The sequence below is a fragment of the Croceicoccus sp. YJ47 genome, from assembly GCF_016745095.1.
Taxonomy (GTDB): Bacteria; Pseudomonadota; Alphaproteobacteria; order Sphingomonadales; family Sphingomonadaceae; genus Croceicoccus.
In genome coordinates, this window is sequence record NZ_CP067087.1 from 3164704 (window position 1) to 3187244 (window position 22541).

The window sequence follows — 22541 nt, forward strand, 5'->3', positions numbered from 1 at the left end:
GGAGGGCCGCAAGCGCCGCTTGATTTGCGCGGCTCATCCGCGCAGGGAAGCGGGCATGGCGCTCTCCCCGCAATGGCTGGACGAATTGCGATCGCGGATCACGCTGTCCGCGGTCGTCAACCGGACCACGCGCCTGCAAAAGGCAGGGCACGAGTTCAAGGCGTGCTGCCCCTTTCACAACGAAAACACGCCCAGTTTCTACGTCAATGATGCCAAGGGTTTTTACCATTGCTTCGGCTGCGGCGCGCACGGCGATGCGATCCGCTGGCTCACGGATCAGCGCGGCCTGCCTTTCATCGACGCGGTCAAGGAGCTGGCGAGCGAGGCCGGGCTGGAAATGCCGGCGCCCGATCCCCGTGCGGCGCAGGCCGCGGAACAACGCGCGACGCTGCACGACGTGCTTGCCGAGGCGCAGGGGTGGATGGTCCGCAATCTCGCCTCCGATGTGGGGCAGACGGCGCGGCAATATCTGGCGCAGCGGGGCTTTTCCGAAAAGGCGATCCGGGAATTCGGTTTCGGCTATGCGCCCGATTCGCGCGGCGCGATAAAGGAAGCGCTCTCCGGCTTTCCAACCGACATGCTGGTCGAGGCGGGCCTGCTCATCGATGTGGAGAACAAGCCGCCCTATGACCGGTTTCGCGGGCGGCTCACACTCCCGATTCAGGATCGCCGCGGGCGGGTCGTCGGCTTTGGCGGGCGCATCCTCGATGCCGATACCAAGGCGCCGAAATACCTCAATTCGCCCGAAACGCCGGTCTTCGACAAGGGGCGCACGCTTTACAATCTCCACCGCGCGGCGACCGCGTCACGGCAGGCGAATCGAATCGTCGTCGTCGAAGGTTACCTGGATGTGGTCGCGCTCGCCGATGCGGGGATCGCGGAGGCCGTGGCCCCGATGGGCACCGCGCTGACCGATGCGCAGCTGGAGATATTGTGGCGGCTCGTACCCGTCCCCGTGCTGTGTTTCGACGGCGATGCGGCGGGGCAACGCGCGGCGATGCGGGCCATATCGCGGGCGCTTCCGTTGCTGCGCCCGGGGCATAGCCTGCGCATCGTCACCCTTCCCGAAGGCATGGACCCCGACGATCTCATCCGCCGCGACGGGGCGAGCGCCTTTGCCGAACTTCTCAGGAATGGCGAGGGGCTGGCCGAGATCATCTGGCGCCACGAACGCGCCGCCGCGCCGCTCTCCACGCCGGAGGACAAGGCGGGCCTGAAAAGCCGCCTGCTCGCCCATGTCGATACCATCGCGGACAGCGACATACGCTCGCTCTATCGCCGGGAACTCCTCGATCGCTATGGCGCCTTCGCCTTTCCCCGGCGGGAACGGGGCAAGGATTTCGTGCGGGCACCGGCGGGAAAGCGGGGTTTCGACCGGCGGCCGGCGATTCAACCACCCTCGCAGGAACTTCGCCAGATGACGCCGGCGGCGGCGCGCGACAGGCTGATTGCCGCGATCCTCGGCGGCTTGCTGCGCCATCCCGAATGCCTCGACCATTATGCCGAACGGCTTGCCCGGCTTCATCCCGCGAACCCGCACCATGCCGCCGCGCTCGATGCGATGCTCTCGCTTGTCGATGATGGCATGGCCGATGCCGGGACAGGGCGCAGAAAACCGCTTGAAACAAAAGATATTGCGGCCATATTGCAGGTACGTGGACTGGCCCTGCCCGACAGGGAAACGATCGGCGGCATGCGATTTGCCTTCTTGACCGATCGAACAACGCCGGCCGAAGCCACGCAAGAACTGGCGGAAGCCATCGGTCTGCTGGTTGAAAAGCCGGCGATCGAGGCGGCGCTGGCCGACGCGACCGCGCGTTTTGCCGAAGATCCGGAGGGAGCTTTTGTAGAACAGCAGCGTTTGCTTAACAGAAAACTGGAATTCGAACGCCGTCTTGTGCAAATGGCAGCCTCGCGAGGGACACCATCCGCAAATGTCGCGGACGATACGGCAGGAAAGAGCAGAACGACCGAACATGGCTGACAAGGGCGAAACCGGCGATGCGCCGCTCATCGATCTGAACGAAGGCGCGATCAAGAAGCTGATCGCGCGCGCCAAGAAGCGCGGCATCATCACCTATGACGAACTGAACGAGGCGCTGCCCCAGGATCAGATGTCGTCCGAGCAGATCGAGGACGTCATGTCCGCGATCAGCGAGATGGGTGTCAATATCGTAGAAAACGACGACGATTCCGAAGGCGATGGCGATTCGGACAATCCGGATGCCGGCGGCGTCGATGAGATTGCCGATGATGGCGCCGATGCGAAGGATCCCAAGACCGAGCATCAGGCCCCGGCCAAGAAGAAAGAGACGAACGAGCGGACCGACGACCCGGTTCGCATGTACCTGCGCGAGATGGGCGCGGTCGAACTGCTCAGCCGCGAGGGCGAGATCGCCATCGCCAAGCGGATCGAGGCAGGCCGCGACATGATGATCATGGGCCTGTGCCAGAGCCCGATCACCTTCCACGCGATCATCCACTGGTCCGAGGCGCTCAACAACGAGGAGATGCAGCTTCGCGAGATTCTCGATCTCGACGCGATGTTGTCGAAGGAGCCGGCGCCGGAAAACCTCGAAAACGAGGATGACGGCAAGGACGGCGAAATCAGCGAGGAAACCGCCGGCCCGTCGTTCAAGGACGACGACAATGACGACGACAGCGAATCCGAAGACGGCGAGGACGGCGAAAAGTCGAAGCGCGACGACGAGGAGGAAGAGGACAACACGCTCTCCCTCGCGCAGATGGAGGCCGCGCTCAAGCCTGACGCGATCGAACGTTTTGCCCGGATCACGACGTTGTTCCGGCAGTTCGAGACATTGCAGACCGACCGCATGGAATCGCTCGCCCGCGGGGACAGCTTTCCCGATGCGCGCGAAAAGCAGTACGAGAACCTGTCGGACGAGCTCACGGCCTAGGTCGAGAGCATGCAGTTCCACGCGACGAAGATCGAGTTTCTCGTCGACAATCTCTATGCCTTCAACCGCCGCCTGACGGCGCTGGGCGGCCAGATGCTGCGCCTCGCCGAACGGCACAAGGTGAAGCGCGCCGATTTCCTCAAGGAATATATCGGCAACGAGCTCGATGAAAACTGGCTCACCGAAATGGCGGGTAAGGACAAGAAATGGGCCGCCTTCGCCGAGAAGGAAGCCGATTCGGTCGAGCGTATCCGCATCGAGATTTCGGACATCGCGGCGCAGACCGGCATGAGCCTGCCCGAATTCCGCCGCATCGTGAACATGGTGCAGAAGGCGGAGCGCGAGGCCCGGATCGCGAAGAAGGAAATGGTGGAGGCGAACCTGCGCCTCGTGATTTCCATCGCCAAGAAATACACCAATCGCGGGCTGCAATTCCTCGACCTCATTCAGGAAGGCAATATCGGCCTGATGAAGGCGGTCGACAAATTCGAATATCGCCGCGGTTACAAGTTCAGCACCTATGCGACCTGGTGGATTCGGCAGGCTATCACCCGGTCGATCGCCGATCAGGCGCGCACGATCCGCATCCCGGTCCACATGATCGAGACGATCAACAAGCTGGTCCGCACGAGCCGGCAGTTCCTCCACGATCAGGGCCGCGAACCCACGCCGGAGGAGATGGCCGAAAAGCTGTCGATGCCGCTCGAAAAGGTTCGCAAGGTGATGAAGATCGCCAAGGAACCCATCAGCCTCGAGACCCCCATCGGCGACGAGGAGGATTCGCATCTCGGCGATTTCATCGAGGACAAGAACGCGATCATCCCTGTCGATGCCGCGATCCAAGCCAATCTGAAGGAAACCGTCACCCGCGTCCTCGCCAGCCTGACCCCGCGTGAGGAGCGCGTTCTGCGCATGCGGTTCGGCATCGGCATGAACACCGATCATACGCTGGAGGAGGTCGGACAGCAGTTTTCCGTCACCCGCGAACGTATCCGCCAGATCGAGGCCAAGGCGCTGCGCAAGCTCAAGCATCCGAGCCGCAGCCGCAAGATGCGCAGCTTCCTTGACCAGTAAGCCCGCCTGATCCAAGCCCCTCTCCGACCGTTCGGAGAGGGGTTTTTCACATGATTCGCCTGGCATTTCCTGTCGCCGCCCTGATCGGTACCATCATCGCCGCACCGGCCCATGCGGATGAGGAAAGCGCCCTCGCCCTCGCCCGACAGATCGTCGCCGACGCCTATCCCCAGGCGCAGCGGGCCGAGATGTTCGGCGGTGTCGCCGATGCCATGTCGGCACAGATGATGAACGCGGTGGGCGCCGACGTCCCGCCCGGCGTGCGCGCCATCGTGGAGGAGGAAACCAACCGGTTTCTCGCCGAGGGCAAGACCGTGCTGGCGCGGCATATTCCCGCGCTCATGGATTCCTACGCGATCGCCTATCGCGACGAGTTCAGCGAAGCGGAATTGCGCGATATTGCCGATTTCGTCAAAACGCCGACGGGTTCGACCTTTCTCATGCGGTCCGTGAAGATGATCGAAAATCCCGCATTCGCCGATGCGAACGAGGCCTATATCTCTGAAATCATGGCGATGATGCCCGAACTGCGCAAACGCGTGGAATCGCGGCTGATCGCCTATCTGGAGGCGCAGGACGCGGGATAAGGCGCCGTTCCGGTCGATAAATTGCCGCCGCCGTGTGCCAAGGGGGTGGCGCATCGCGGGATCGCGCCCTATGGGCGGGCGCATCTGTTGCAGGAGCTTTTCTCATGCGTATCGCCATCGCCTCCGACCATGCCGCCGTCGCGTTGAAGGCGGAATTGCGCGACTGGCTGATCGAGCAGGGGCACGAGGTCGCCGACCTTGGCCCCGAAACCGACGCGCGTGTCGATTACCCCGATTACGGCTACTCGCTCGCCTCCGTCATTGCCGATGGCACCGCGCAATTTGGCGTGGCGCTGTGCGGTTCGGGCATCGGGATTTCCATGGCGGTGAACCGCAATGCCGCGTGCCGCTGCGCGCTGGTATCCGAACCGCTTTCGGCCGCGCTGGCCCGCGAACACAACGATGCCAATTGCATCGCCATGGGCGCGCGTCTGACCGGGCCGGACATGGCCAAAGCCTGCCTCGACGCCTTTCTTTCGACGGAATTCGGCGGGGGCCGCCATGCGGGCCGTGTCGAAAAACTGTCCAATCCCTCCTGCTGAACCGCCGATCCCTCTTGTTGCAACGGACCTGATGCCATGACCACCGAAACCGCGATCCGCGCCCCCGGCTTTTTCACCGACGACCTTGCGAGCACCGATTCCGCCGTGGCCGATGCCATCGGCGCCGAGCTGAAGCGCGAGCAGAAGCAGATCGAGCTGATCGCTTCGGAAAACATCGTGTCGAAAGCGGTGCTGGAGGCGCAGGGCTCGGTCCTCACCAACAAATATGCCGAGGGCTATCCCGGCAAGCGGTATTACCAGGGCTGCGGCCCGTCCGATGCGGTCGAAACGTTGGCCATCGACCGGGCGAAGCAATTGTTCGGCTGCGACTATGCCAATGTGCAGCCGCATTCGGGCGCGCAGGCCAACGGCGCGGTCATGCTCGCCTGTGTGAAGCCGGGCGACACGATTTTGGGCATGAGCCTCGACGCAGGCGGGCATCTGACGCATGGTGCGCGCGCCGCGATGTCGGGCAAATGGTTCAACGCGGTGCAATATGGCGTGCGCCGCGACGATCACCTCATCGGTTATGACGAGGTCGAGCGCCTCGCGACCGAGCATCAGCCCAAGCTGATCATCGCGGGCGGGAGTGCCTATCCCCGCATCATCGATTTTGCCCGCATGCGCGAAATCGCGGACAAGGTCGGCGCGATCCTGCATGTCGACATGGCGCATTTCGCAGGGCTGGTGGCGGCGGGTGCCCACCCCTCCCCCTTCCCCCACGCGCATATCGCGACGACCACCACGCATAAGACATTGCGCGGTCCGCGCGGCGGCATGATCCTCACCAATGACGAGAAGCTCGCGAAAAAGCTGAACTCCGCCGTGTTTCCGGGGCTTCAGGGCGGACCGCTCATGCATGTCATCGCCGCGAAGGCGGTGGCGTTCGGTGAAGCGCTGCGCCCCGAATTCAAGGATTACGCCGCGCGCGTGATCGAAAATGCCCGCACGCTTGCCGCCACGTTGAAGGAGCGCGGCGCCGAGATCGTGTCCGGCGGCACAGATACGCATGTCGTGCTGGTCGACCTGACCCCGCTTGGCGTGACGGGCAAGGATGCGGACGAGGCGCTGGAGCGCGCCGGCATCACCTGCAACAAGAACGGCATCCCGTTCGATCCTCTGCCGCCTGTCAAGACGAGCGGCATCCGGGTCGGCACGCCGGCCGACACCACGCGCGGTTTCGGCCCGGCGGAATTCCGCGAGATCGGCAACATGCTGGCCGACGTGCTCGACGGGTTGCGTGCGAAGGGTGAAGAAGGCGACCCCGATGTGGAACGCAATGTCCGCGAACGCGTCGAAGGCCTGTGCGATCGATTCCCGATCTACGCATGAGGAGCCGCTAGATGAATGAATACGACAAACGCCCGAACGAAGGCATGACGCCCGAAACGAAGACCGCGTTGAAATGGGGTGCGATCGGAGCGTTGATCGCCATTCCGGTGCCGTTCGTCGGTCCGCTGATCGGCGGTGTCGTCGGGGGCGGCCTCGGCTATGCGAAGGCAAAAGGAAAGATCTGATTGCGCTGCCCATTTTGCGCCAACGATAACAGCCAGGTAAAGGACAGCCGCCCGACCGAGGATAACACCGCGATCCGGCGGCGGCGCCAATGCGAAGGCTGCGGCGCCCGCTTTACCACATTCGAACGCATCCAGCTTCGCGAGATCACCGTGGTCAAAAGCGGCGATCGGCGCGAGGCGTTCGACCGGGCGAAGATCGAGCATGCCGTATCGCTCGCCTGTCGCAAGCGCGACATCGCGCAGGAACGCATCGATCAGCTCGTGTCCGGCGTACAGCGCCAGGTGGAAACCCGCGGCGAGGCGGAAATCGACGCCGCGGCCATCGGCGAAATGGTGATGGAAGGCCTCCGTCAGCTCGACCCGGTCGCCTATATCCGTTTCGCCAGCGTCTATCGCGATTTCAGCGAGGCCCGCGATTTCGAACAATTCGCCAGTGCGGTGACCGGCGCGGCGGCAGAGCCATGACCGACCCGGTCATCGTGCTCGTGCGTCCGCAGCTGGGCGAAAACATCGGGAAGGCGGCCCGTGCGATGCTCAATTTCGGGCTGGTCGAGATGCGGCTCGTCGCGCCGCGCGACGGATGGCCAAATCCTTCGGCCGGGCCGGCGGCGGCGGGTGCGGATGTCGTGCTCGAACGCGCGCGCGTGTTCGATACCGTGGCCGACGCGGTGGCCGATTGCGAACATGTCCACGCAACGACGGTGCGAAAGCGCGGCGTGACGAAGCCCGTGCTCACCCCGGGAGCGGCAGCGGACGCGATGATCCGCGACGAGGGCCGCCATGCGATCCTGTTCGGGCCGGAGCGGTCGGGTCTCGAAACCGATGACGTCGCGCTTGCCCGCAATATCGTGACGGTGCCGATCAATCCCGAGTTCGGCTCGCTGAACCTTGCGCAGGCGGTGATCCTGTTGTCCTACGAATGGTCGAAGGCCGCGGGGCGCGAACGCCCGCTCGCCCAACCGACGCAGGAAGACACCCTGCCCCCGGCCCCGCAGGTCGAGCTTGAGGGGATGATCGGACAGCTTGAAACCATGCTGGAGCCGAAGGGCTATTTCCTGCCGCCGAGCCGGGCGATCGCGACGCGCCGCACCTTGCGCACGATGCTGACCAAGCCTGGCTGGAATACGCTGGAGGTGCGGGCGATGCGCGGGGTGCTTTCGGCGCTGGCGCGAACCCCGCGCGACTGAATCCGGCCCTACCCGCCGCGGCGCGCGTCCCAGTGCCGCATTTCATACGCGATCGACGTTTCGACCATGTCCTCCCACATGCGGGCGACGAAATCGGCGGGAAGCTCATGGTTCTTTGCCTCGGCCACGGCGGCGTCGATCACCGCACGCTTGCGCGGTTCGTCGCGCACGGCGTCGCGCGTCGGCTTGATCCGGGAGGCCGCGCGCATGTAGGCGAAACGGTCCGCGAGCAGCGCGACGATGCGGCGGTCGGTTTCGTCAACGCCGGCGCGCACCTCTTCCATGGTGGTGCACTGGCTGGCGGGCAATGTCGTATCGGTCATGCGCCACATCTGCCCGGACCGCGCGCCATTGTCGAGACGCTTGACGCAGCCGCGCATATCTGCGAAGGGCGCGCCACGCAAATTGGCTCCGCACCCCGGTGAAGCGGCAGCCACGGCGGGCATTCCGGCCCGCCGGAGCGATACCGGGTTGAAGCGCCGCCATCCCGGGCGGCGATTGCATTTTTGAAAGGACATGTCATGTCGAAGCGCAAGAGCGCCAAGCATAAGCTCGATCGCCGGATGGGCGAAAACATCTGGGGTCGTCCCAATTCCCCGGTGAACAAGCGTTCCTACGGCCCCGGTCAGCACGGCCAGCGCCGCAAGAGCAAGGTCAGCGATTTCGGCCTGCAGCTCCGCGCGAAGCAGAAGCTCAAGGGCTATTACGGCGACGTCACGGAAAAGCAGTTCAAGAGCACCTATCAGGAAGCCTCGCGGATCAAGGGCGATACCGGCCAGAACCTGATCGGCCTGCTCGAGCAGCGTCTCGACATGATCGTCTATCGCGCGAAATTCGCGCCGACGATCTTCGCCGCGCGTCAGATCGTCAACCACGGCCACATCAAGGTCAATGGCGTGAAGTGCAACATTCCCTCGCGCCGCTGCTTCGTCGGCGACGTGATCTCGCTCGGCGACAAGGCGAAGGAAATGGCGCTCGTCATCGAGGCGCAGAGCCTGCCCGAGCGTGAAATTCCCGATTACGTGTCGGTCGACGGCGACGACAAGGTGACCTTCACCCGCGTGCCGACCCTCGACGAGGTGCCCTATCCGGTGAAGATGGAGCCCAATCTGGTGGTCGAGTTCTACTCGCGCTGATCGGAATTCCGACACGCTACGAACGATGGAAAGGGCGGGTTTTTCCCGCTCTTTTTCATGGGCCACGCGCGCCGAATATTTCCAGATGTTTCAATACGTTTCGCCGGGAACCGTCCATGATGTTTGCGCATTGTTCCGCTACTATGGAATATCGCTTCATCACTCCGAACAAGACCGGCAAATGGTATCCGAGCCTTGCCCTGGCGCAGCGGCACGCCTGTTCGATCGGCGCCGGCTATCTCAACGATGGAAGCGGCGAATTCTTCCAGTATTGCGAAACCGAGCTGCAGATGCGCGAAGTCGAACCGGCCGCCGAGACGTCGATCGCGGCATAGTCTGCAAAAGCGGCTGCTATGTCCGCAGGTAATCGCTCCGGAATTGCGCCGCGAATTGCGCGAAACGTCCCGCACCGATCGCCTCGCGCATCGCCTGCATCAATTGCTGATAAAACGACAGATTATGTTCCGTCATCAGCATCGCACCCAAAATCTCTCCGGAACGGACGAGATGGTGCAGATACGCCCGCGTATATTTGCCGCAGGTCGCGCAGGAGCAGCGCGGATCGACCGGGTCCGTATCCTCGGCAAAACGTGCATTGCGAATATTGATCGGCCCGGTCCAGGTGAAAGCCTGCCCATTGCGGCCCGATCGCGACGGCAGCACGCAATCGAACATGTCGACGCCGCGCTCCACCGCGCCGACCAGATCGTCCGGCTTGCCCACCCCCATGAGATAGCGGGGCCGGTCATCCGGCAATTGGCCCGGCGCGAAATCGAGCGTGGCGAACATCGCCTCCTGCCCCTCACCCACCGCAAGGCCGCCGATGGCATAGCCGTCAAAGCCGATCTCGGTCAGTTTTTCGGCTGAAATCCGGCGCAGATCCTGGTCAAGCGCGCCCTGCTGTATGCCGAACAGCGCGGCACGTTGGGCGTGCTCGCCCCCCGCGTCGAAGCCCTTGCGGCTGCGTCTGGCCCAGCGCATTGACATTTCCATCGAGGCCGCGATGACATCGCGCGACTGATCCGCGCGGGGGCATTCGTCGAACGCCATGACAATGTCGGAGCCAAGCAGGCGCTGTATCTCCATCGACCGTTCCGGGGTCAGCGCGTGCTTCGAACCGTCGAGGTGGCTTTTGAAGGTAACCCCTTCCTCGGTGATCTTGCGCAGGTCCGAGAGGCTCATCACCTGATAACCGCCGCTATCGGTCAGGATCGGGCGGTCCCACCCCATGAACGCATGCAACCCGCCGAGCCGGGCCACGCGCTCCGCACCGGGCCGGAGCATCAGGTGATAGGTATTGCCGAGGATGATGCCCGCGCCCGTTGCGCGCACGTCCTCCACCTTCATCGCCTTGACCGTGGCGGCGGTGCCGACGGGCATGAAGGCGGGCGTGCGGATCGTGCCGCGCTGCATGGTGATGGCGCCGGTGCGCGCCTGCCCGTCGCGGGCGTCGATGGAGAACGAAAATCGGGTCATGGCGCCGTCCTTAGCCGCGTTGAAACGCCCCGTCACGCCCGGCGTCGCCCGCCAGCGAACGGAACGTCACGGACCAGCGCGTCGCCTCCATGGGGAGGATCGAATGCTCCCAATCGCGCCGCGCTTCTCCGTCGAGCCGGTAGGCCGCACGCGGATCGAGCGGCACGCTGAGCCGTTCGAATCCGCCATCCCGGCGCCGCAGACGCAGCCGCATTTCCGCCGCCGCGCCAAGCGAAAGCCCCATCACGCGCCCGAATTGCGGCCGGTCGCGATGCCATCCGATCCCCGCGCCCGGATCGTAGCGGATGACGAGCGCCTGTTCGAACGCGCCGGGTTCCTCGCCGAACGAGGCGGCCACCGTGTCGCGCAACCGCAGCAGCCAGTCCGGCATCGCCTCGCCGCGCCGCAAGCCGCCGCCGGTGAAATCGTAATGCCACCCGAACGAGCGGGTCAGCCGCTTTCCCGTCCATTGCTGAAAGCGAAAGGGTTCCAAGCCGCTGTCGTCGATATGCTGCGCCAACCGGCGTTCCCAATCCGCGTCGATCGCCGGTTCGGCGAGGGTCAGGCCGGGCGGCGCGGCGGGCGGCGTATCGGCGGCGAAAAGGTCGGGCTGAACGGGCATTTCGCGTGATATGGTTGCGCCGCGTGCCCTGCACAATGGGTTCACACGCGGCACGATTGCGCTAAGGCGAGGGGCATGGAACTCGAACTCTGGGTCATTGCGGCCCTCGCCCTTGTTGCGGTGCTCACCGGCTTTATCGACTCGATCGCGGGCGGCGGCGGGCTCATTACCGTGCCCGCGCTCCTCTTCGCGGGCCTGCCGCCGCAACTCGCGCTCGGCACGAACAAGACGCAGTCGATCTTTGCCACCACCATGGCGTTTCGCAATTATACGAAGGCCGGCCTCGTCGACTGGCGGAACGAAAAATGGCTGGCGCTGCTGGCGTTTGCCGGCGCGGCGTTCGGCGCCTTCATGGTGCAGCGGATTTCACCCGCGGTGCTGCAACTCATCGTGCCGCTGTTCCTGATGGCGGTCGCGCTTTACGTGCTGCTTTCGCCGCGCATGGACGACGTTCCCTCGCAGGAGCGCCTGTCGCGGCGGGGATATGCCCCGGTGGCGACGGGGATCGGGTTCTACGACGGGTTCTTCGGGCCGGGAACGGGAAGTTTCTTTGCCGCATCGCAGGTCGGGCTGCGCGGTGAAGGGCTGACGCGGGCGACGGCCAATGCGAAGCTTTTCAACATGATGACCAATCTGGCCAGCGTGCTGCTGTTCGCGTTCGGGGGCAAGATCATCTGGGCCGTGGGGTTGAGCATGGCGATGGGCTCGATGACCGGCTCGTGGATCGGTTCGCGCTTTGCGGTCAAGCACGGGGCGAAGCTGATCCGGCCGTTGCTCGTCATCATCAGCATTGCGCTGACGGCGCGGCTCCTATGGGACTGGTTCGCGGGCTGATCGCTTAAAAATCATAGATCAGCGTGAAGCGCGAAAGCGTGTCGGTCTTGAGTGCGCCATCGGGCGGCCCCGTTTCGTGTTGCAGCGAATAGGACAGCCGCGCCTTCAGCCCGTCGCCGATCCCTGCCTCCACCCCGCTCAGCGCGTTGAAGCTGCTATTGCCGGCGCGCAGGAACATGTTGGCCTCCTGCGTGACGCCGATGACTTTCGTCACCTGCCAATCGAGATCCATCGCGCCCAGCGCCGCGATGAAACGTTCGCGCCCCTCCGGCACGAGCGTCGCCGACCGCAGCGCCGGCCCGCCCTTTACCGACAATTGCAGCCCATCGCGTTCGAGCACGCGATACCCCACCCCGCCCGACGCGGAATAGCGGGAGGTAAATCCCTGAAACCTGTCGCGCTCATACTGAAACAGCCCGAATACGAAGCCTTTTTCCGAAAAATTATAATTGGGTTCGTACGATGCGCGATATTGTTCGCGCGTCGTATTGCCCGAACTGCGCTGATAATCGACGCGGGCGGCGATGCGGTGCTGCCAGTCGATGCCCACGCGTTCGAGCGACAGCGCCCCGGTAAAGCCCGTGTTGCGCGTGTTCCCCGTGGAGCGGAACGCACCGACCTCGCCCTTCCCCTTCCAGTAATCGAAGAGATGGGCGTTGCGAATCGCCTTTTCCTTGCGCTGCTGCTCTTCGGCGAGGCGCGTGCGGCGGCGATCCTGAAACTCTTGATACAGCGTGTTGATCTCGCGCGTGTCGGCCGGGTGCGTCTGCCGCGCGAGTTCGACCACGGTTTCCACCTTGGCAAGGTCGCCAGTGGCGATCGCTGCCTCCACCATGGCGCGCACCCCTTCGGGCAACGCGGCACGGGCCGGTGCGGGCAGGACGGCGGTTGCGAGGATAAGCGGAGCGGCAACGGTCTTCATGCCAGCGCGCTTACCAATCAGTCGCGCAGGCGCCAACCGGTCTTGAAGATCCATGCGATGATCGCAATGCACAGCGCCAGGAATGCGAGCGTCAGCCCCGCCGCGACGCCGATGCTGACATCCGCCTCCCCGTAAAAGGTCCAGCGCAGCCCGCTCACCAGATAGACGATCGGATTGAACAGCGCGATGGTGCGCCACGGCGCCGCCAGCATGTCGATCGAATAGAACGTACCGCCAAGGAACGTCAGCGGCGTGAGCACGAGCAGCGGGATCATCTGCAATTTCTCGAACCCCTCGGCCCACAGGCCCAGGATGAACCCGAACAGCGAAAAGGCGCAGGCCACCAATATGATGAAGCCGAAGGCGAGCAGCGGATGCTCGATCCGGTAATCGACGAAGATCGTCGCGGTCGCGAGGATAATCGCCGCGAGAATGAGCGATTTCGTCACCGCCGCCCCGATAAAGCCGATGAGCGTTTCGCCCACCCCCACCGGCGCCGACAGCAGCTCGTAAATCGAGCCGGTAAAGCGCGGCATGTAGATGCCGAAGCTGGCGTTGGACGTGCTTTCGGACAAAAGCGTGAGCAGGAGCAGGCCCGGCACGATGAAGGCGCCGTAATCCACCCCGCCGACATTGTTCATGCGCCCGCCGATCGCCGCGCCGAACACGACGAAGTAAAGGCAGGTGGTGATGACCGGCGACACGATGGTGCCGAACACGGCCCGCCACGCCCGGTATAATTCATTGCGATAGATGGCGAATGCGCCGCGTGTGTTGAAACCGGCGTTCATGCGCCCTGCCCCCCGGACATATCTTCTTCATTCTGGACGAGATCGACGAAAATGTCCTCCAGGCTCGATTCCTTCTGGTCGAGCGCGGTGAACACGATCCCCTCGATGGTGAGCGTGCGGGCGAGTTCGGCCACCTCCTGCTTGCCCTTGCCCGATCCGTCGCCGCCGCGATAGCACAGCACCGTGCCCCCCTCGGCCAACGTCACGGGGAAACGGTCCAATGCTTGCGGAACATCGCCCGTCGCTTCGGCAAGGGTAAAGCGCGCCTCCGTCCGGCCGAGCCGGGCCATCATGGCGTCCTTTTCATCGACGAGCAGGATGCGCCCCTTGTCGATCACGCCGACCCGGTCGGCCATTTCCTCCGCCTCCTCGATATAATGGGTGGTGAGGATGATGGTCGTGCCATTGTCCCGCAATTGCGCGATGAGCCGCCACATGTCGCGGCGCAGCTCCACATCGACGCCCGCGGTCGGCTCGTCGAGGAACAGGAGGTCCGGATCGTGCGACAGCGCCTTGGCGATGAGCACGCGCCGCTTCATTCCGCCCGAAAGCGTGCGGATCTGCGCCTCCCGCTTGTCCCATAATTGGAGCGAGCGCAGCACCGATTCGATCCGCGCCGGGTCCGCCGGCGCCCCGAAAAGCCCGCGGGAATAGGCGATGGACCGGCCCACGGTCTCGAACATGTCGAAGCCCAGCTCCTGCGGCACCAGCCCGATCTTCGCCCGCGCCCGGCGCCAGTCGTCGGCCATGTCGTGGCCGAATGCGACGATTTGTCCGGAGGTCGGCCGTACCATCCCGCACACCGCCCCGATCAGCGTGGTCTTGCCCGCGCCATTGGGGCCGAGCAGCGCGAAAATCTCGCCCCGGCGTATGGTCAGGTCGGCATTGTCCAGAGCCTTTACCGCAGGAGCACCGCCGCGCCCCGCGTACTGCTTCGTCAGCCCGCGAATTTCGAGAATATCAGTCACGTCCGCTTAGTGGGGCCGCGGCCTGCGCATTACAAGTCAGGGAATGAGAAGCGAGGCGTCGCCATAGCTGTAGAAACGATAACGCCCCGCAATCGCATGGGCGTAAATCGCCTGCATCCGGTCAAGCCCCATCAATGCGCTGACCAGCATGAACAGCGTCGATTTGGGCAAATGGAAGTTCGTCATCAATCCGTCGACGCTGCGGAACCGATAGCCCGGCGTGATGAAAATATCGGTATCCCCCTCGAACGGGCGGATGATGCCGTCCTCGCCGCTCGCGCTTTCCAGTACGCGCAGCGAGGTCGTTCCCACCGAAATGACCCGTCCGCCAGCCGCGCGCGCGGCATTCAAACGGTCCGCGGTCGGCGCATCGATCCGGCCCCATTCCGAATGCATCGCGTGGTCGGCGGTGTCGTCGGCCTTCACCGGAAGAAACGTCCCCGCCCCCACGTGCAGGGTGAGCGTTTCGCGGCCCACGCCCGCCTCGTCGAGCGCGGCGATAAGCTCCGGCGTGAAATGAAGCGCGGCAGTCGGCGCGGCGACGGCGCCGTCCTTCTGCGCGAACATGGTCTGGTAATCCTCGCGGTCCTGCGCGTCCGTGCCGCGCTTGCCCGCGATATAGGGGGGCAAGGGCATGGTCCCCGCACGTTCGAGCAGCACCTCGACCGGTTCCTCGCCCGCGAAATACAGCGTCCAGCTGCCATCGTCGTGGCGGGTTTCGGCGGTCGCGGTCACCTCGGCGGGAAAGCGGATCTCGTCCCCTTCGCGCAGGCGCTTTGCATTCTTCACGAAGGCCTGCCAGCGCCGCAGGTCCACCCGCTTGTGCAGCGTGGCACCGATGCGCGCCTCCCCGCGATACCCTTCGAGCCGGGCCGGAATGACGCGCGTATCGTTGAAGACCAGCACATCCCCGCGCCGCAGCACATGCGGCAGGTCGCGGACGCCGGCATCGCGAATTCCGCTTGCGCCCTCTGCGACGAGCATGCGCGCGGCATCGCGCGGCCGCGCCGGACGCAGCGCTATGTTTTCAGGCGGAAGTTCGAAATCGAAAAGGTCGACACGCATGGCGCGCCCTTAGGCCGGGCGCGCCGCATTTGCAAAGCGCAGGATTCTGCAAACCGCGCGATGGCGCCCGCGATTATTCGCCCGCGTCCGCCACAGGCGCGTTCAGCATGTCGGCGGTCACGTCGCTCGTCGGGGCGGTGTTGACCGCCGGGCGCGGTGCGTTCTCGCTGCCGAGCGAGGCCTGCACGATGCGCGTCGGATTGGCGGGCGGTTCGCCGCGGTTGATCGCATCGGCATATTCCATACCGCCGATAACCCGTCCGAAATTGGTATAATCCCGGTCGAGCGCCATGCGCGGATAGAACACGATGAAGAACTGGCTATTGGCCGAATCGGGATCCTGCGTCCGGGCCATCGACACCGTACCGCGCAAATGGGGCACGCGATTGAATTCCGACTTCAGATCGGGGAGCGAGGAACCGCCATTGCCGGTGCCCGTCGGGTCGCCGGTCTGTGCCATGAAGCCGTCGATCACGCGGTGAAACGTGACGCCATCGTAAAATCCCTGACGAGCGAGCGTCTTGATCCGTTCGACATGCGTCGGCGCCCATTCGGGTTTCAGCCGGATCGTCACCCGCCCGCCATTCGACAGGTCGAGCAGGAGGACATTGTCGGGATCGACGCTCGCGTCGGTCTCGATCTGGAAATAGGTCGGGCCGATCGCCGGCGCGATGGCGGGCCGGTCGGCGCCCGATGCCGGCGCAGCCTGCGCGGGCGCGTCCTGCGGCACTGTATCCTGTGCCTGGGCGGAAGTGGCCGCGAACAGGGACGTGGCCATGGCCAGACCGGTCAGCATGCGAAATTTCATTGCGGTGTCGTTCCTGTATCGACGCATAGGGAAAGCGTGGCGGTAGAGGCGCGATGCTGACGATACAATGAATATCGCGCGCGCGATCGCAGGCGCCAATCGCCGGCCTGCTGCGTCAGTAATCGCCCTTCTGCCCGTCGCGCGCGACGCGGGCGACGACTTCGCCTCGGACATGATCGCTCACGAATGGGGTGATGTCGCCGCCGAACCAAGCGATCTCCTTGACCAGCTTCGACGCGATCGGCTGAAGACAGACATCCGCCATGAGGAAGATCGTCTCGATATTGTCGTTGAGCTGCTGATTCATGCCGGCCATCTGATATTCGTACTCGAAATCCGCGACGGCGCGCAGGCCGCGCACGATGACGCTCGCGCCTTCCGCCTCGGCAAATTTCATCAGGAGCGCGTTGAAGCCGACCACACTCACATTGTCGATTTCCATGGCCGCGATCTCGCGCTCGACCATGGCGATCCGCTCGTCCGGGCTGAACATCGGGTTTTTCGACGGGTTGGTGGTGACCCCGATGATCAGTTTGTCGACAAGCTTTGCCCCGCGCCGGATGATGTCGCAATGGCCGCGCGTGATCGGGTCGAACGTGCCGGGGTAGACCCCAATTCTCGGTTCACTCATCGCTTCGGCTCCCCCTTCCGACGTTATTTTTTTCGTTCGATGACGAATTGCGCCAGTGCCCGCAGAAGATCCGCCTCGTGGTCATAGACGGCGAGATGGCCGATCGCCTGCGTGATCAGCGCCTGCGCCTGTTCGCGCGCGCGTTCGGGGCCGAGCAGCGAGACAAAGGTCGCCTTGCCCGCCTTCGCATCCTTGCGCAGCGCCTTTCCGGCGAGCGCCTCGTCCCCTTCGTGGTCGAGCAGATCGTCCGCAATCTGAAACGCAAGGCCGATGTCATGCGCATAGAGCCTGAGCGGCGTGCGCGCATCCACCGGCACCCGGCCCAGGATCGCGCCCATTTCCACAGACGCGCCGAGCAATGCCCCGGTCTTGAGCTGTTGCAGGCGCGTGACCGTCGGCAAGTCAAAGCTCTGCTCTTCGGCGACGATATCCATCATCTGCCCGCCGGCCATGCCCGCCGACCCGCTCGCCCCCGCCAGCGTCATGACGAGTTCGGCGCGCAGGACAGGATCGGTCACGATATCGGGCGCGCCCAGAATCTCGAATGCCAGAGCATGAAGCGAATCGCCTGCGAGCACCGCCGTACCCACGTCGAAGGCGCGGTGGGCCGTCGGCTTGCCATGGCGCAGATCGTCGTCGTCCATGCACGGCAGGTCGTCATGCACCAGCGAATAGGCGTGGATCGCCTCGATCGCGCAGCCGACCCGGACCGCCACATCGCGCGGCACGCCGAACATTTCCGCCACCGCCACGCAGAGCAGCGGGCGCACCCGCTTGCCCCCGCCGATCGCGGCATAGCGCATCGCCTCGATCAGCCGTTTGCGTGCATCGTCCGGCACCGGCAGCATCGCATCGAAACAGGCGTCGACCTCGCCCGCGATGCGGGTCAGCGCGCCTGCAAGGCTGTTGCTGATATCCGTCACGCGGGCCGGCCCGTCATCGCCATGCTCAACCCTGCGCCTCGTCGAAGGGGCGGGTCGCGGTCGGCTTTCCCTCCGCATCGGCGACGATCGCCTCGATCCGGGCCTGCGCCGCGTCGAGCCGCGACTGGCAATGCTTGCGCAATTTTTCGCCGCGTCCGTAAAGCGCAATCGATTCGTCGAGTCCGGCTTCCCCGCTTTCCAGCTTGCGGACCGTATCCTCAAGCTGCTTCAGCGCCTGCTCGTAGCTCAGCGCGGCGATATCGTCATTGCCCTCGTCCATGGCGCGCAGCTTTGGCGGGGCGCGGCGTCACGGTCAAGCCTGCGGATGGCGGCAAGCCTGCGGATGGAGGAACGCTCCGCCATGGCCGCGGCAAAAATGCTGGCAGTCGGCGCGCGGCGTGGCTAAGGCGCGGCGCATGGCTGAAATCACTCCCGACGTCGTCGAGGCCCATGGCCTTTCCCCCGAAGAATACGAGCGCGTGCTCGGCGCCCTGGGCCGTGAGCCCAATCTTGTCGAGCTGGGCATATTCTCGGTCATGTGGTCGGAACATTGCAGTTACAAAAGCAGCCGCTTTCACCTGAAAAAACTCCCGACGGAGGCCGATTGGGTCATCTGCGGTCCGGGTGAGAATGCCGGCGTCATCGACATCGGCGACGGGCCGGACGGGACGAAGCTGGCCGCGATCTTCAAGATGGAGAGCCACAACCACCCCAGCTATATCGAGCCGTATCAGGGCGCGGCGACGGGCGTTGGCGGGATCCTGCGCGACGTGTTCACCATGGGCGCGCGCCCGGTCGCCAACATGAACGCGCTGCGTTTCGGCCTACCCGACCACCCCAAGATGAAGCATCTGGTGCAGGGCGTGGTCGCAGGCATCGGCGGATACGGCAATTGCGTCGGCGTGCCGACCGTGGGCGGGGAGACGAATTTCGACCCGGCCTATGACGGCAATATCCTCGTCAATGCGATGACGGTGGGCGTCGCCGATGCGGACCGGATATTCTACTCCGCCGCGACGGGCGTCGGCAATCCCATCGTCTATGTCGGGTCGAAGACCGGGCGCGACGGGATCCACGGCGCCACCATGGCGAGTGCGGATTTCGGCGATGACATCGAGGAAAAGCGCCCCACCGTGCAGGTCGGCGATCCCTTCGTGGAAAAGCTGCTGATCGAGGCGTGCCTGGAGCTCATGGCGACGGACGCCATCGTCGCGATCCAGGACATGGGCGCCGCCGGCCTCACCAGCAGCAGCGTCGAAATGGCCACCAATGGCAAGACCGGCATACGGCTGGACATGGATGCCGTGCCCTGCCGCGAGGACGGCATGACGCCGTATGAAATGATGCTGTCCGAAAGCCAGGAGCGCATGCTCATGGTCCTCAAACCCGGACGCGAGGCGCAGGCCGAGGCGATCTTCCGCAAGTGGGAACTCGATTTCGCGGTCATCGGCGAAGTCACCGATACGCAGCGGATGGAGCTGACCTTCGGCGGGAAAACGGTATGCGACATTCCGCTCGGCCCGCTCGCCGACGATGCACCGGAATATGAACGCCCCTTCGTGTCGGATGCCGAATACAAGGCATGGGCCGGCGTGGCCCCGCTCGGCGATATAGCCGAAAGCGACGTGGGCGCGGATCTGCTGCGCCTGATGGGGACGCCCGCCCTCGCCTCGCGCCGGTGGATATGGGAGCAATACGATTCGCAGGTCGGCGCCGACACGATGCAGAAATCGGGCGGCGATGCGGCGGTGGTGCGCGTGCACGGCACGGACAAGGCGCTCGCCATGACGACCGATTGCACCCCTCGCTATTGCTATGCCGATCCGTACGAAGGCGGCAAGCAGGCCATCGCCGAGGCCTATCGCAATCTGTGCGCGGTCGGCGCGCGGCCGCTCGCGGTGACCAACTGTCTCAATTTCGGCAATCCGCAGCGGCCCGAGATCATGGCGCAATTCGTCGGTTGTCTGAACGGGATGGGCGACGCGTGTCGTGCGCTCGATTTCCCGATCGTGTCCGGCAATGTCAGCCTTTATAACGAGAGCAAGGCGACCGGCGGCGGCAGCGCGATCCTGCCCACGCCGGCGATTGGCGGGGTCGGCCTGCTCGACGATCTTTCGATCATGGCGACCATCGCGTTTGTCAACGAAGGCGATGCCATCTGGCTCATCGGCGGCGAAGGCACCGACCTTGGCCAGTCGGTGTGGCTGCGCGAAATGCACGGGCGGATGGCGGGCGATGCGCCGCGCGTCGACCTTGCCAAGGAGGCGCGCAATGGCGCCATCGTGCGTGAGGCCATCGCCAATGGCACGGCCGGCGCCGTCCATGACGTAAGCGATGGCGGATTGCTCGTCGCGCTGGCCGAAATGGCGATGGCGGGCGGCATGGGCTGCACGCTCGATGCCCCGCTCGACGCCGCGCGCGCCTTTGCCGAGGATCAGGGGCGCTATGTCGTCACGACCGCGGCCGATGCGACCTTGCCGGATGCGGTGCGCATCGGGACGGTGGGCGGCGACGCGGTTGCGGGCGTTTCACTCGCCGCGCTGCGCGATGCGCATGACAGCTTTTTCCGCGAATGGATGGCGGGTTAGTCGACCCACTCCGCCCGAGGAATGTCGAACAGTTCGAGCACGGCGGTAAGATCGCCGCGCTCGATCCAGCCATTGGCCGCCTCCCGCGCCTTCGGCTTCGCGCGATAGGCGATGCCGTAATCGGCAGCCTGTAGCATGGGAATATCGTTCGCGCCGTCCCCCATCGCGAGGCTGCGCGCATTATCGCCCAGCCGGTCCATCTCCTCACGCAAGGTGCGCGCCTTTACGCCCGAATCCACGATGGCGGAGGCAAGCTTTCCCGTCAGCTGCCCGTCCGCGATGGCGAGCCGGTTGCCGACCACCCGTTCGAATCCGATCATGTCCGCCACCGGGTCGGCGAAACTGTGGAAACCGCCGGTCACCAATACGGTATGGGCACCGCGCGAACGCAGCGTCTGCACCAGCTTGCGCGCGCCGCGCACCGGCTCGATCCGCTCGGCCAGGCATTGCGCGATGGTTTCCTCCGCCAATCCCGCCAGCAGCCCGACCCGCTCGGTCAGCGCCGCCTCGAAATCGAGCTCCCCGCGCATGGCCCGCTCGGTAATGGCGGAAATTTCGTCCTTCAGCCCGGCAAAATCGGCGAGTTCGTCGATGCACTCCTGTCCGATCATGGTGGAATCCATGTCGGAGATCAGCAGGTGCGGCACCTCGATCGGGCGGTCCGAAATCAACAGATCGCACGGGCCGAATGCCTGATCCAGAATGCTCGCGACCGCCGATGACTCACCCTCGGGCAGGGAAATCTGAAGGACGTCGCCGCAAAAATCCATCATCTGCGCGCCGGCGATCGTCCAGCCGCGTTCGGCGAGTTTCGCCCCCGCGGTGTCGAGGCCGGTTTCCAGTTTCGCGCTGTCTGCTATCAATCGGGCAATGAGCAAGGCTTCGAACTCCGCAGATGATGGTGGCGCCTACCATTCGTTTGGCGCGCCGCAGGACGGCAAGCCGCCGCTCGCGCTCATCGCAGGACCGACGGCCAGCGGCAAGAGCGATTGCGCCGTCGCACTCGCGCAGGCCGCGGAGCGTTCAGGCACGCGGGCCATCATCATCAATGCCGACAGCGCGCAGGTCTATGCCGATCTGCGCGTGCTGTCCGCCCGGCCGTCGGTTGCGGAGATGGGCGGGATCGAACACCGGCTGTTCGGCGCATGGGATGGCGCGGCACCATGCTCCGCCGCGGATTGGGCCGATGCGGCACGCCGCGAAATCGCCGAGGCGCATCGGGCGGGCGCCCTGCCCATCCTCGTCGGCGGGACCGGGCTTTATCTGCGCAGCCTGATCGACGGCATCGCGCCCGTTCCCGCCATCGATCCCGCGATCCGCGCGGCCGTGCGCGCCCTGCGCGTGGACGAGGCCCATGCCGCTCTCGTCCATGAGGATGCGGACGCCGCCGCCCGCCTCGCCCCCGCCGATACGACGCGGGTCGCCCGCGCGCTGGAGGTCGTGCGGTCCACCGGGGTTCCGCTGCGGCAATGGCAGGCGGCCAGGGCGGGCGGCATCGGCGACGGGGTTGCGCTTGCGGCGTTCATCCTTCTTCCCGAACGGGATGCGCTGTTCGACAGGTGCGACCGCCGGTTTGCAAGGATGATGGAGCATGGCGCCGTCGCCGAGGTCGAGGCTCTGTTGTCGCGCGGGCTGGACCCCGCGCTTCCGGTCATGCGGGCCATCGGCGTCCCGGAAATATCCGCGTGGCTGCGCGGAACCTGCACGCGCGAGGAAGCGATTGCGGCCGGCGCGCAGGCGACTCGCCGCTATGCCAAGCGGCAATTCACCTGGTTCCGGCACCAACCCCCTGGCGATTGGCGCAGGCTCGCATGGGAATCGAATACGATTGATGCTAATTTTGCAATAATGTTGCGTAGCTTAGGCTTGACATGACATTACATTTCACTTAGCAGCCGCCCATCGAATGCTTTCACACGGGCCCGGACGATATGCGTCCGGGCCTGCTGTTT

24 protein-coding genes and 1 pseudogene are annotated in these 22541 nt (G+C 64.7%); 13 read left to right on the forward strand and 12 right to left on the reverse strand.

Going from position 1 to position 22541, the window contains the following annotated elements:
* Nucleotides 1-55: 55 nt before the first annotated feature.
* From dnaG to JD971_RS15480, 8 genes and pseudogenes are all read left to right on the forward strand, one after another.
* A complete protein-coding gene (gene dnaG, locus JD971_RS15445; RefSeq protein ID WP_202084781.1) occupies nt 56-1984 on the forward strand; it encodes a DNA primase in 1929 nt (642 codons plus the stop codon).
* Nucleotides 1977-3992, forward strand: a pseudogene (rpoD, locus tag JD971_RS15450) (RNA polymerase sigma factor RpoD). Before dnaG ends, rpoD begins: the two are co-directional and overlap by 8 nt.
* Nucleotides 3993-4042: 50 nt before the next feature.
* A complete protein-coding gene (locus tag JD971_RS15455) occupies nt 4043-4579 on the forward strand; it encodes a DUF2059 domain-containing protein (protein ID WP_202084783.1) in 537 nt (178 codons plus the stop codon).
* Nucleotides 4580-4683: 104 nt separating this feature from the next.
* Nucleotides 4684-5121: a ribose 5-phosphate isomerase B gene (gene rpiB / locus JD971_RS15460; RefSeq protein ID WP_202084785.1), complete on the forward strand. Its 438-nt coding sequence runs from the start codon at nt 4684-4686 to the stop codon at nt 5119-5121.
* A gap of 36 nt (nt 5122-5157) precedes the next feature.
* Nucleotides 5158-6453, forward strand: coding sequence for a serine hydroxymethyltransferase (glyA, locus tag JD971_RS15465; RefSeq protein ID WP_202084787.1), 1296 nt, complete (start codon nt 5158-5160; stop codon nt 6451-6453).
* 11 nt (nt 6454-6464) lie between these two features.
* Nucleotides 6465-6638, forward strand: a complete 174-nt coding sequence (locus tag JD971_RS15470; RefSeq protein ID WP_202084790.1) for a hypothetical protein — start codon at nt 6465-6467, stop codon at nt 6636-6638.
* Nucleotides 6639-7103: a transcriptional regulator NrdR gene (gene nrdR, locus JD971_RS15475; protein ID WP_202084792.1), complete on the forward strand. Its 465-nt coding sequence runs from the start codon at nt 6639-6641 to the stop codon at nt 7101-7103.
* On the forward strand, nt 7100-7825 hold the full coding sequence (locus tag JD971_RS15480) for an RNA methyltransferase (RefSeq protein ID WP_202084794.1): 726 nt from the start codon (nt 7100-7102) through the stop codon (nt 7823-7825). The genes nrdR and JD971_RS15480 overlap by 4 nt, the downstream gene beginning before the upstream one ends.
* An 8-nt stretch (nt 7826-7833) precedes the next feature.
* Here the strand turns inward: JD971_RS15480 and JD971_RS15485 are convergent, their stop codons facing one another.
* Nucleotides 7834-8148 (reverse strand): chorismate mutase, encoded by a 315-nt coding sequence (locus JD971_RS15485; RefSeq protein WP_202084796.1) that lies wholly within the window; start codon nt 8146-8148, stop codon nt 7834-7836.
* 198 nt (nt 8149-8346) lie between these two features.
* On the opposite strand from JD971_RS15485, the gene rpsD reads away from it, so the two are divergent.
* Nucleotides 8347-8961, forward strand: a complete 615-nt coding sequence (gene rpsD, locus JD971_RS15490; protein ID WP_202084797.1) for a 30S ribosomal protein S4 — start codon at nt 8347-8349, stop codon at nt 8959-8961.
* A gap of 116 nt (nt 8962-9077) precedes the next feature.
* A complete protein-coding gene (locus JD971_RS15495; protein ID WP_236672141.1) occupies nt 9078-9296 on the forward strand; it encodes a hypothetical protein in 219 nt (72 codons plus the stop codon).
* Nucleotides 9297-9312: 16 nt separating this feature from the next.
* On the opposite strand, the gene tgt is transcribed toward JD971_RS15495, so the two are convergent.
* On the reverse strand, nt 9313-10437 hold the full coding sequence (gene tgt / locus JD971_RS15500) for a tRNA guanosine(34) transglycosylase Tgt (protein ID WP_202084799.1): 1125 nt from the start codon (nt 10435-10437) through the stop codon (nt 9313-9315).
* A 10-nt stretch (nt 10438-10447) separates the two neighbouring features.
* Entirely contained in the window at nt 10448-11059 is a 612-nt protein-coding gene (locus tag JD971_RS15505; protein WP_202084801.1) for an alpha-ketoglutarate-dependent dioxygenase AlkB, read from the reverse strand.
* Nucleotides 11060-11134: 75 nt separating this feature from the next.
* On the opposite strand from JD971_RS15505, the gene JD971_RS15510 reads away from it, so the two are divergent.
* Entirely contained in the window at nt 11135-11893 is a 759-nt protein-coding gene (locus tag JD971_RS15510; RefSeq protein ID WP_202084802.1) for a TSUP family transporter, read from the forward strand.
* A 4-nt stretch (nt 11894-11897) separates the two neighbouring features.
* On the opposite strand, the gene JD971_RS15515 is transcribed toward JD971_RS15510, so the two are convergent.
* The 8 genes from JD971_RS15515 to JD971_RS15550 form a co-directional block, all read right to left on the reverse strand.
* A complete protein-coding gene (locus JD971_RS15515; RefSeq protein WP_202084804.1) occupies nt 11898-12815 on the reverse strand; it encodes a YdiY family protein in 918 nt (305 codons plus the stop codon).
* Nucleotides 12816-12832: 17 nt separating this feature from the next.
* A complete protein-coding gene (locus JD971_RS15520) occupies nt 12833-13606 on the reverse strand; it encodes an ABC transporter permease (RefSeq protein WP_202084806.1) in 774 nt (257 codons plus the stop codon).
* Nucleotides 13603-14574, reverse strand: coding sequence for an ABC transporter ATP-binding protein (locus JD971_RS15525; RefSeq protein ID WP_202084808.1), 972 nt, complete (start codon nt 14572-14574; stop codon nt 13603-13605). The genes JD971_RS15520 and JD971_RS15525 overlap by 4 nt, the downstream gene beginning before the upstream one ends.
* A gap of 36 nt (nt 14575-14610) precedes the next feature.
* Entirely contained in the window at nt 14611-15639 is a 1029-nt protein-coding gene (gene queA / locus JD971_RS15530) for a tRNA preQ1(34) S-adenosylmethionine ribosyltransferase-isomerase QueA (protein WP_202084810.1), read from the reverse strand.
* 73 nt (nt 15640-15712) lie between these two features.
* The gene (locus tag JD971_RS15535; RefSeq protein ID WP_202084812.1) at nt 15713-16447 is read right to left on the reverse strand and encodes a peptidylprolyl isomerase; all 735 of its coding nucleotides are present in this window, start codon (nt 16445-16447) and stop codon (nt 15713-15715) included.
* A 115-nt stretch (nt 16448-16562) separates the two neighbouring features.
* Nucleotides 16563-17078, reverse strand: a complete 516-nt coding sequence (coaD, locus tag JD971_RS15540) for a pantetheine-phosphate adenylyltransferase (RefSeq protein WP_202084814.1) — start codon at nt 17076-17078, stop codon at nt 16563-16565.
* A 23-nt stretch (nt 17079-17101) separates the two neighbouring features.
* Nucleotides 17102-18001 carry a polyprenyl synthetase family protein gene (locus tag JD971_RS15545; protein ID WP_236672142.1) on the reverse strand — a complete coding sequence of 300 codons (900 nt, stop codon included), beginning with the start codon at nt 17999-18001 and terminating at the stop codon, nt 17102-17104.
* A gap of 25 nt (nt 18002-18026) precedes the next feature.
* Nucleotides 18027-18281 carry an exodeoxyribonuclease VII small subunit gene (locus tag JD971_RS15550; RefSeq protein ID WP_202084818.1) on the reverse strand — a complete coding sequence of 85 codons (255 nt, stop codon included), beginning with the start codon at nt 18279-18281 and terminating at the stop codon, nt 18027-18029.
* Between the two features lie 136 nt (nt 18282-18417).
* Between JD971_RS15550 and purL the strand changes: the two genes are divergently transcribed.
* Entirely contained in the window at nt 18418-20589 is a 2172-nt protein-coding gene (gene purL / locus JD971_RS15555) for a phosphoribosylformylglycinamidine synthase subunit PurL (protein ID WP_202084820.1), read from the forward strand.
* Here purL and serB read toward each other — a convergent pair.
* A complete protein-coding gene (serB, locus tag JD971_RS15560) occupies nt 20586-21467 on the reverse strand; it encodes a phosphoserine phosphatase SerB (protein ID WP_202084822.1) in 882 nt (293 codons plus the stop codon). The two genes, purL and serB, sit on opposite strands and share 4 nt — an antisense overlap.
* Between serB and miaA the strand changes: the two genes are divergently transcribed.
* Nucleotides 21460-22464, forward strand: coding sequence for a tRNA (adenosine(37)-N6)-dimethylallyltransferase MiaA (miaA, locus tag JD971_RS15565; protein WP_202084824.1), 1005 nt, complete (start codon nt 21460-21462; stop codon nt 22462-22464). The two genes, serB and miaA, sit on opposite strands and share 8 nt — an antisense overlap.
* Nucleotides 22465-22541: the final 77 nt, after the last annotated feature.

What these genes read in the sequence shown, in the direction of transcription:
- JD971_RS15505 (WP_202084801.1), bottom strand. Translation starts at nt 11,059, where the DNA reads ATGCCCGTTCAGCCCGACCTTTTCGCCGCCGATACGCCGCCCGCCGCG.
- glyA (WP_202084787.1), top strand. Translation starts at nt 5,158, where the DNA reads ATGACCACCGAAACCGCGATCCGCGCCCCCGGCTTTTTCACCGACGAC.
- JD971_RS15485 (WP_202084796.1), bottom strand. Translation starts at nt 8,148, where the DNA reads ATGACCGATACGACATTGCCCGCCAGCCAGTGCACCACCATGGAAGAG.
- rpsD (WP_202084797.1), top strand. Translation starts at nt 8,347, where the DNA reads ATGTCGAAGCGCAAGAGCGCCAAGCATAAGCTCGATCGCCGGATGGGC.
- coaD (WP_202084814.1), bottom strand. Translation starts at nt 17,078, where the DNA reads ATGAGTGAACCGAGAATTGGGGTCTACCCCGGCACGTTCGACCCGATC.
- JD971_RS15535 (WP_202084812.1), bottom strand. Translation starts at nt 16,447, where the DNA reads ATGAAATTTCGCATGCTGACCGGTCTGGCCATGGCCACGTCCCTGTTC.
- JD971_RS15480 (WP_202084794.1), top strand. Translation starts at nt 7,100, where the DNA reads ATGACCGACCCGGTCATCGTGCTCGTGCGTCCGCAGCTGGGCGAAAAC.
- JD971_RS15455 (WP_202084783.1), top strand. Translation starts at nt 4,043, where the DNA reads ATGATTCGCCTGGCATTTCCTGTCGCCGCCCTGATCGGTACCATCATC.
- miaA (WP_202084824.1), top strand. Translation starts at nt 21,460, where the DNA reads ATGAGCAAGGCTTCGAACTCCGCAGATGATGGTGGCGCCTACCATTCG.
- JD971_RS15470 (WP_202084790.1), top strand. Translation starts at nt 6,465, where the DNA reads ATGAATGAATACGACAAACGCCCGAACGAAGGCATGACGCCCGAAACG.
- JD971_RS15550 (WP_202084818.1), bottom strand. Translation starts at nt 18,281, where the DNA reads ATGGACGAGGGCAATGACGATATCGCCGCGCTGAGCTACGAGCAGGCG.
- rpiB (WP_202084785.1), top strand. Translation starts at nt 4,684, where the DNA reads ATGCGTATCGCCATCGCCTCCGACCATGCCGCCGTCGCGTTGAAGGCG.
- tgt (WP_202084799.1), bottom strand. Translation starts at nt 10,437, where the DNA reads ATGACCCGATTTTCGTTCTCCATCGACGCCCGCGACGGGCAGGCGCGC.
- JD971_RS15515 (WP_202084804.1), bottom strand. Translation starts at nt 12,815, where the DNA reads ATGAAGACCGTTGCCGCTCCGCTTATCCTCGCAACCGCCGTCCTGCCC.
- queA (WP_202084810.1), bottom strand. Translation starts at nt 15,639, where the DNA reads ATGCGTGTCGACCTTTTCGATTTCGAACTTCCGCCTGAAAACATAGCG.
- JD971_RS15520 (WP_202084806.1), bottom strand. Translation starts at nt 13,606, where the DNA reads ATGAACGCCGGTTTCAACACACGCGGCGCATTCGCCATCTATCGCAAT.
- dnaG (WP_202084781.1), top strand. Translation starts at nt 56, where the DNA reads ATGGCGCTCTCCCCGCAATGGCTGGACGAATTGCGATCGCGGATCACG.
- purL (WP_202084820.1), top strand. Translation starts at nt 18,418, where the DNA reads ATGGCTGAAATCACTCCCGACGTCGTCGAGGCCCATGGCCTTTCCCCC.
- JD971_RS15510 (WP_202084802.1), top strand. Translation starts at nt 11,135, where the DNA reads ATGGAACTCGAACTCTGGGTCATTGCGGCCCTCGCCCTTGTTGCGGTG.
- JD971_RS15495 (WP_236672141.1), top strand. Translation starts at nt 9,078, where the DNA reads ATGATGTTTGCGCATTGTTCCGCTACTATGGAATATCGCTTCATCACT.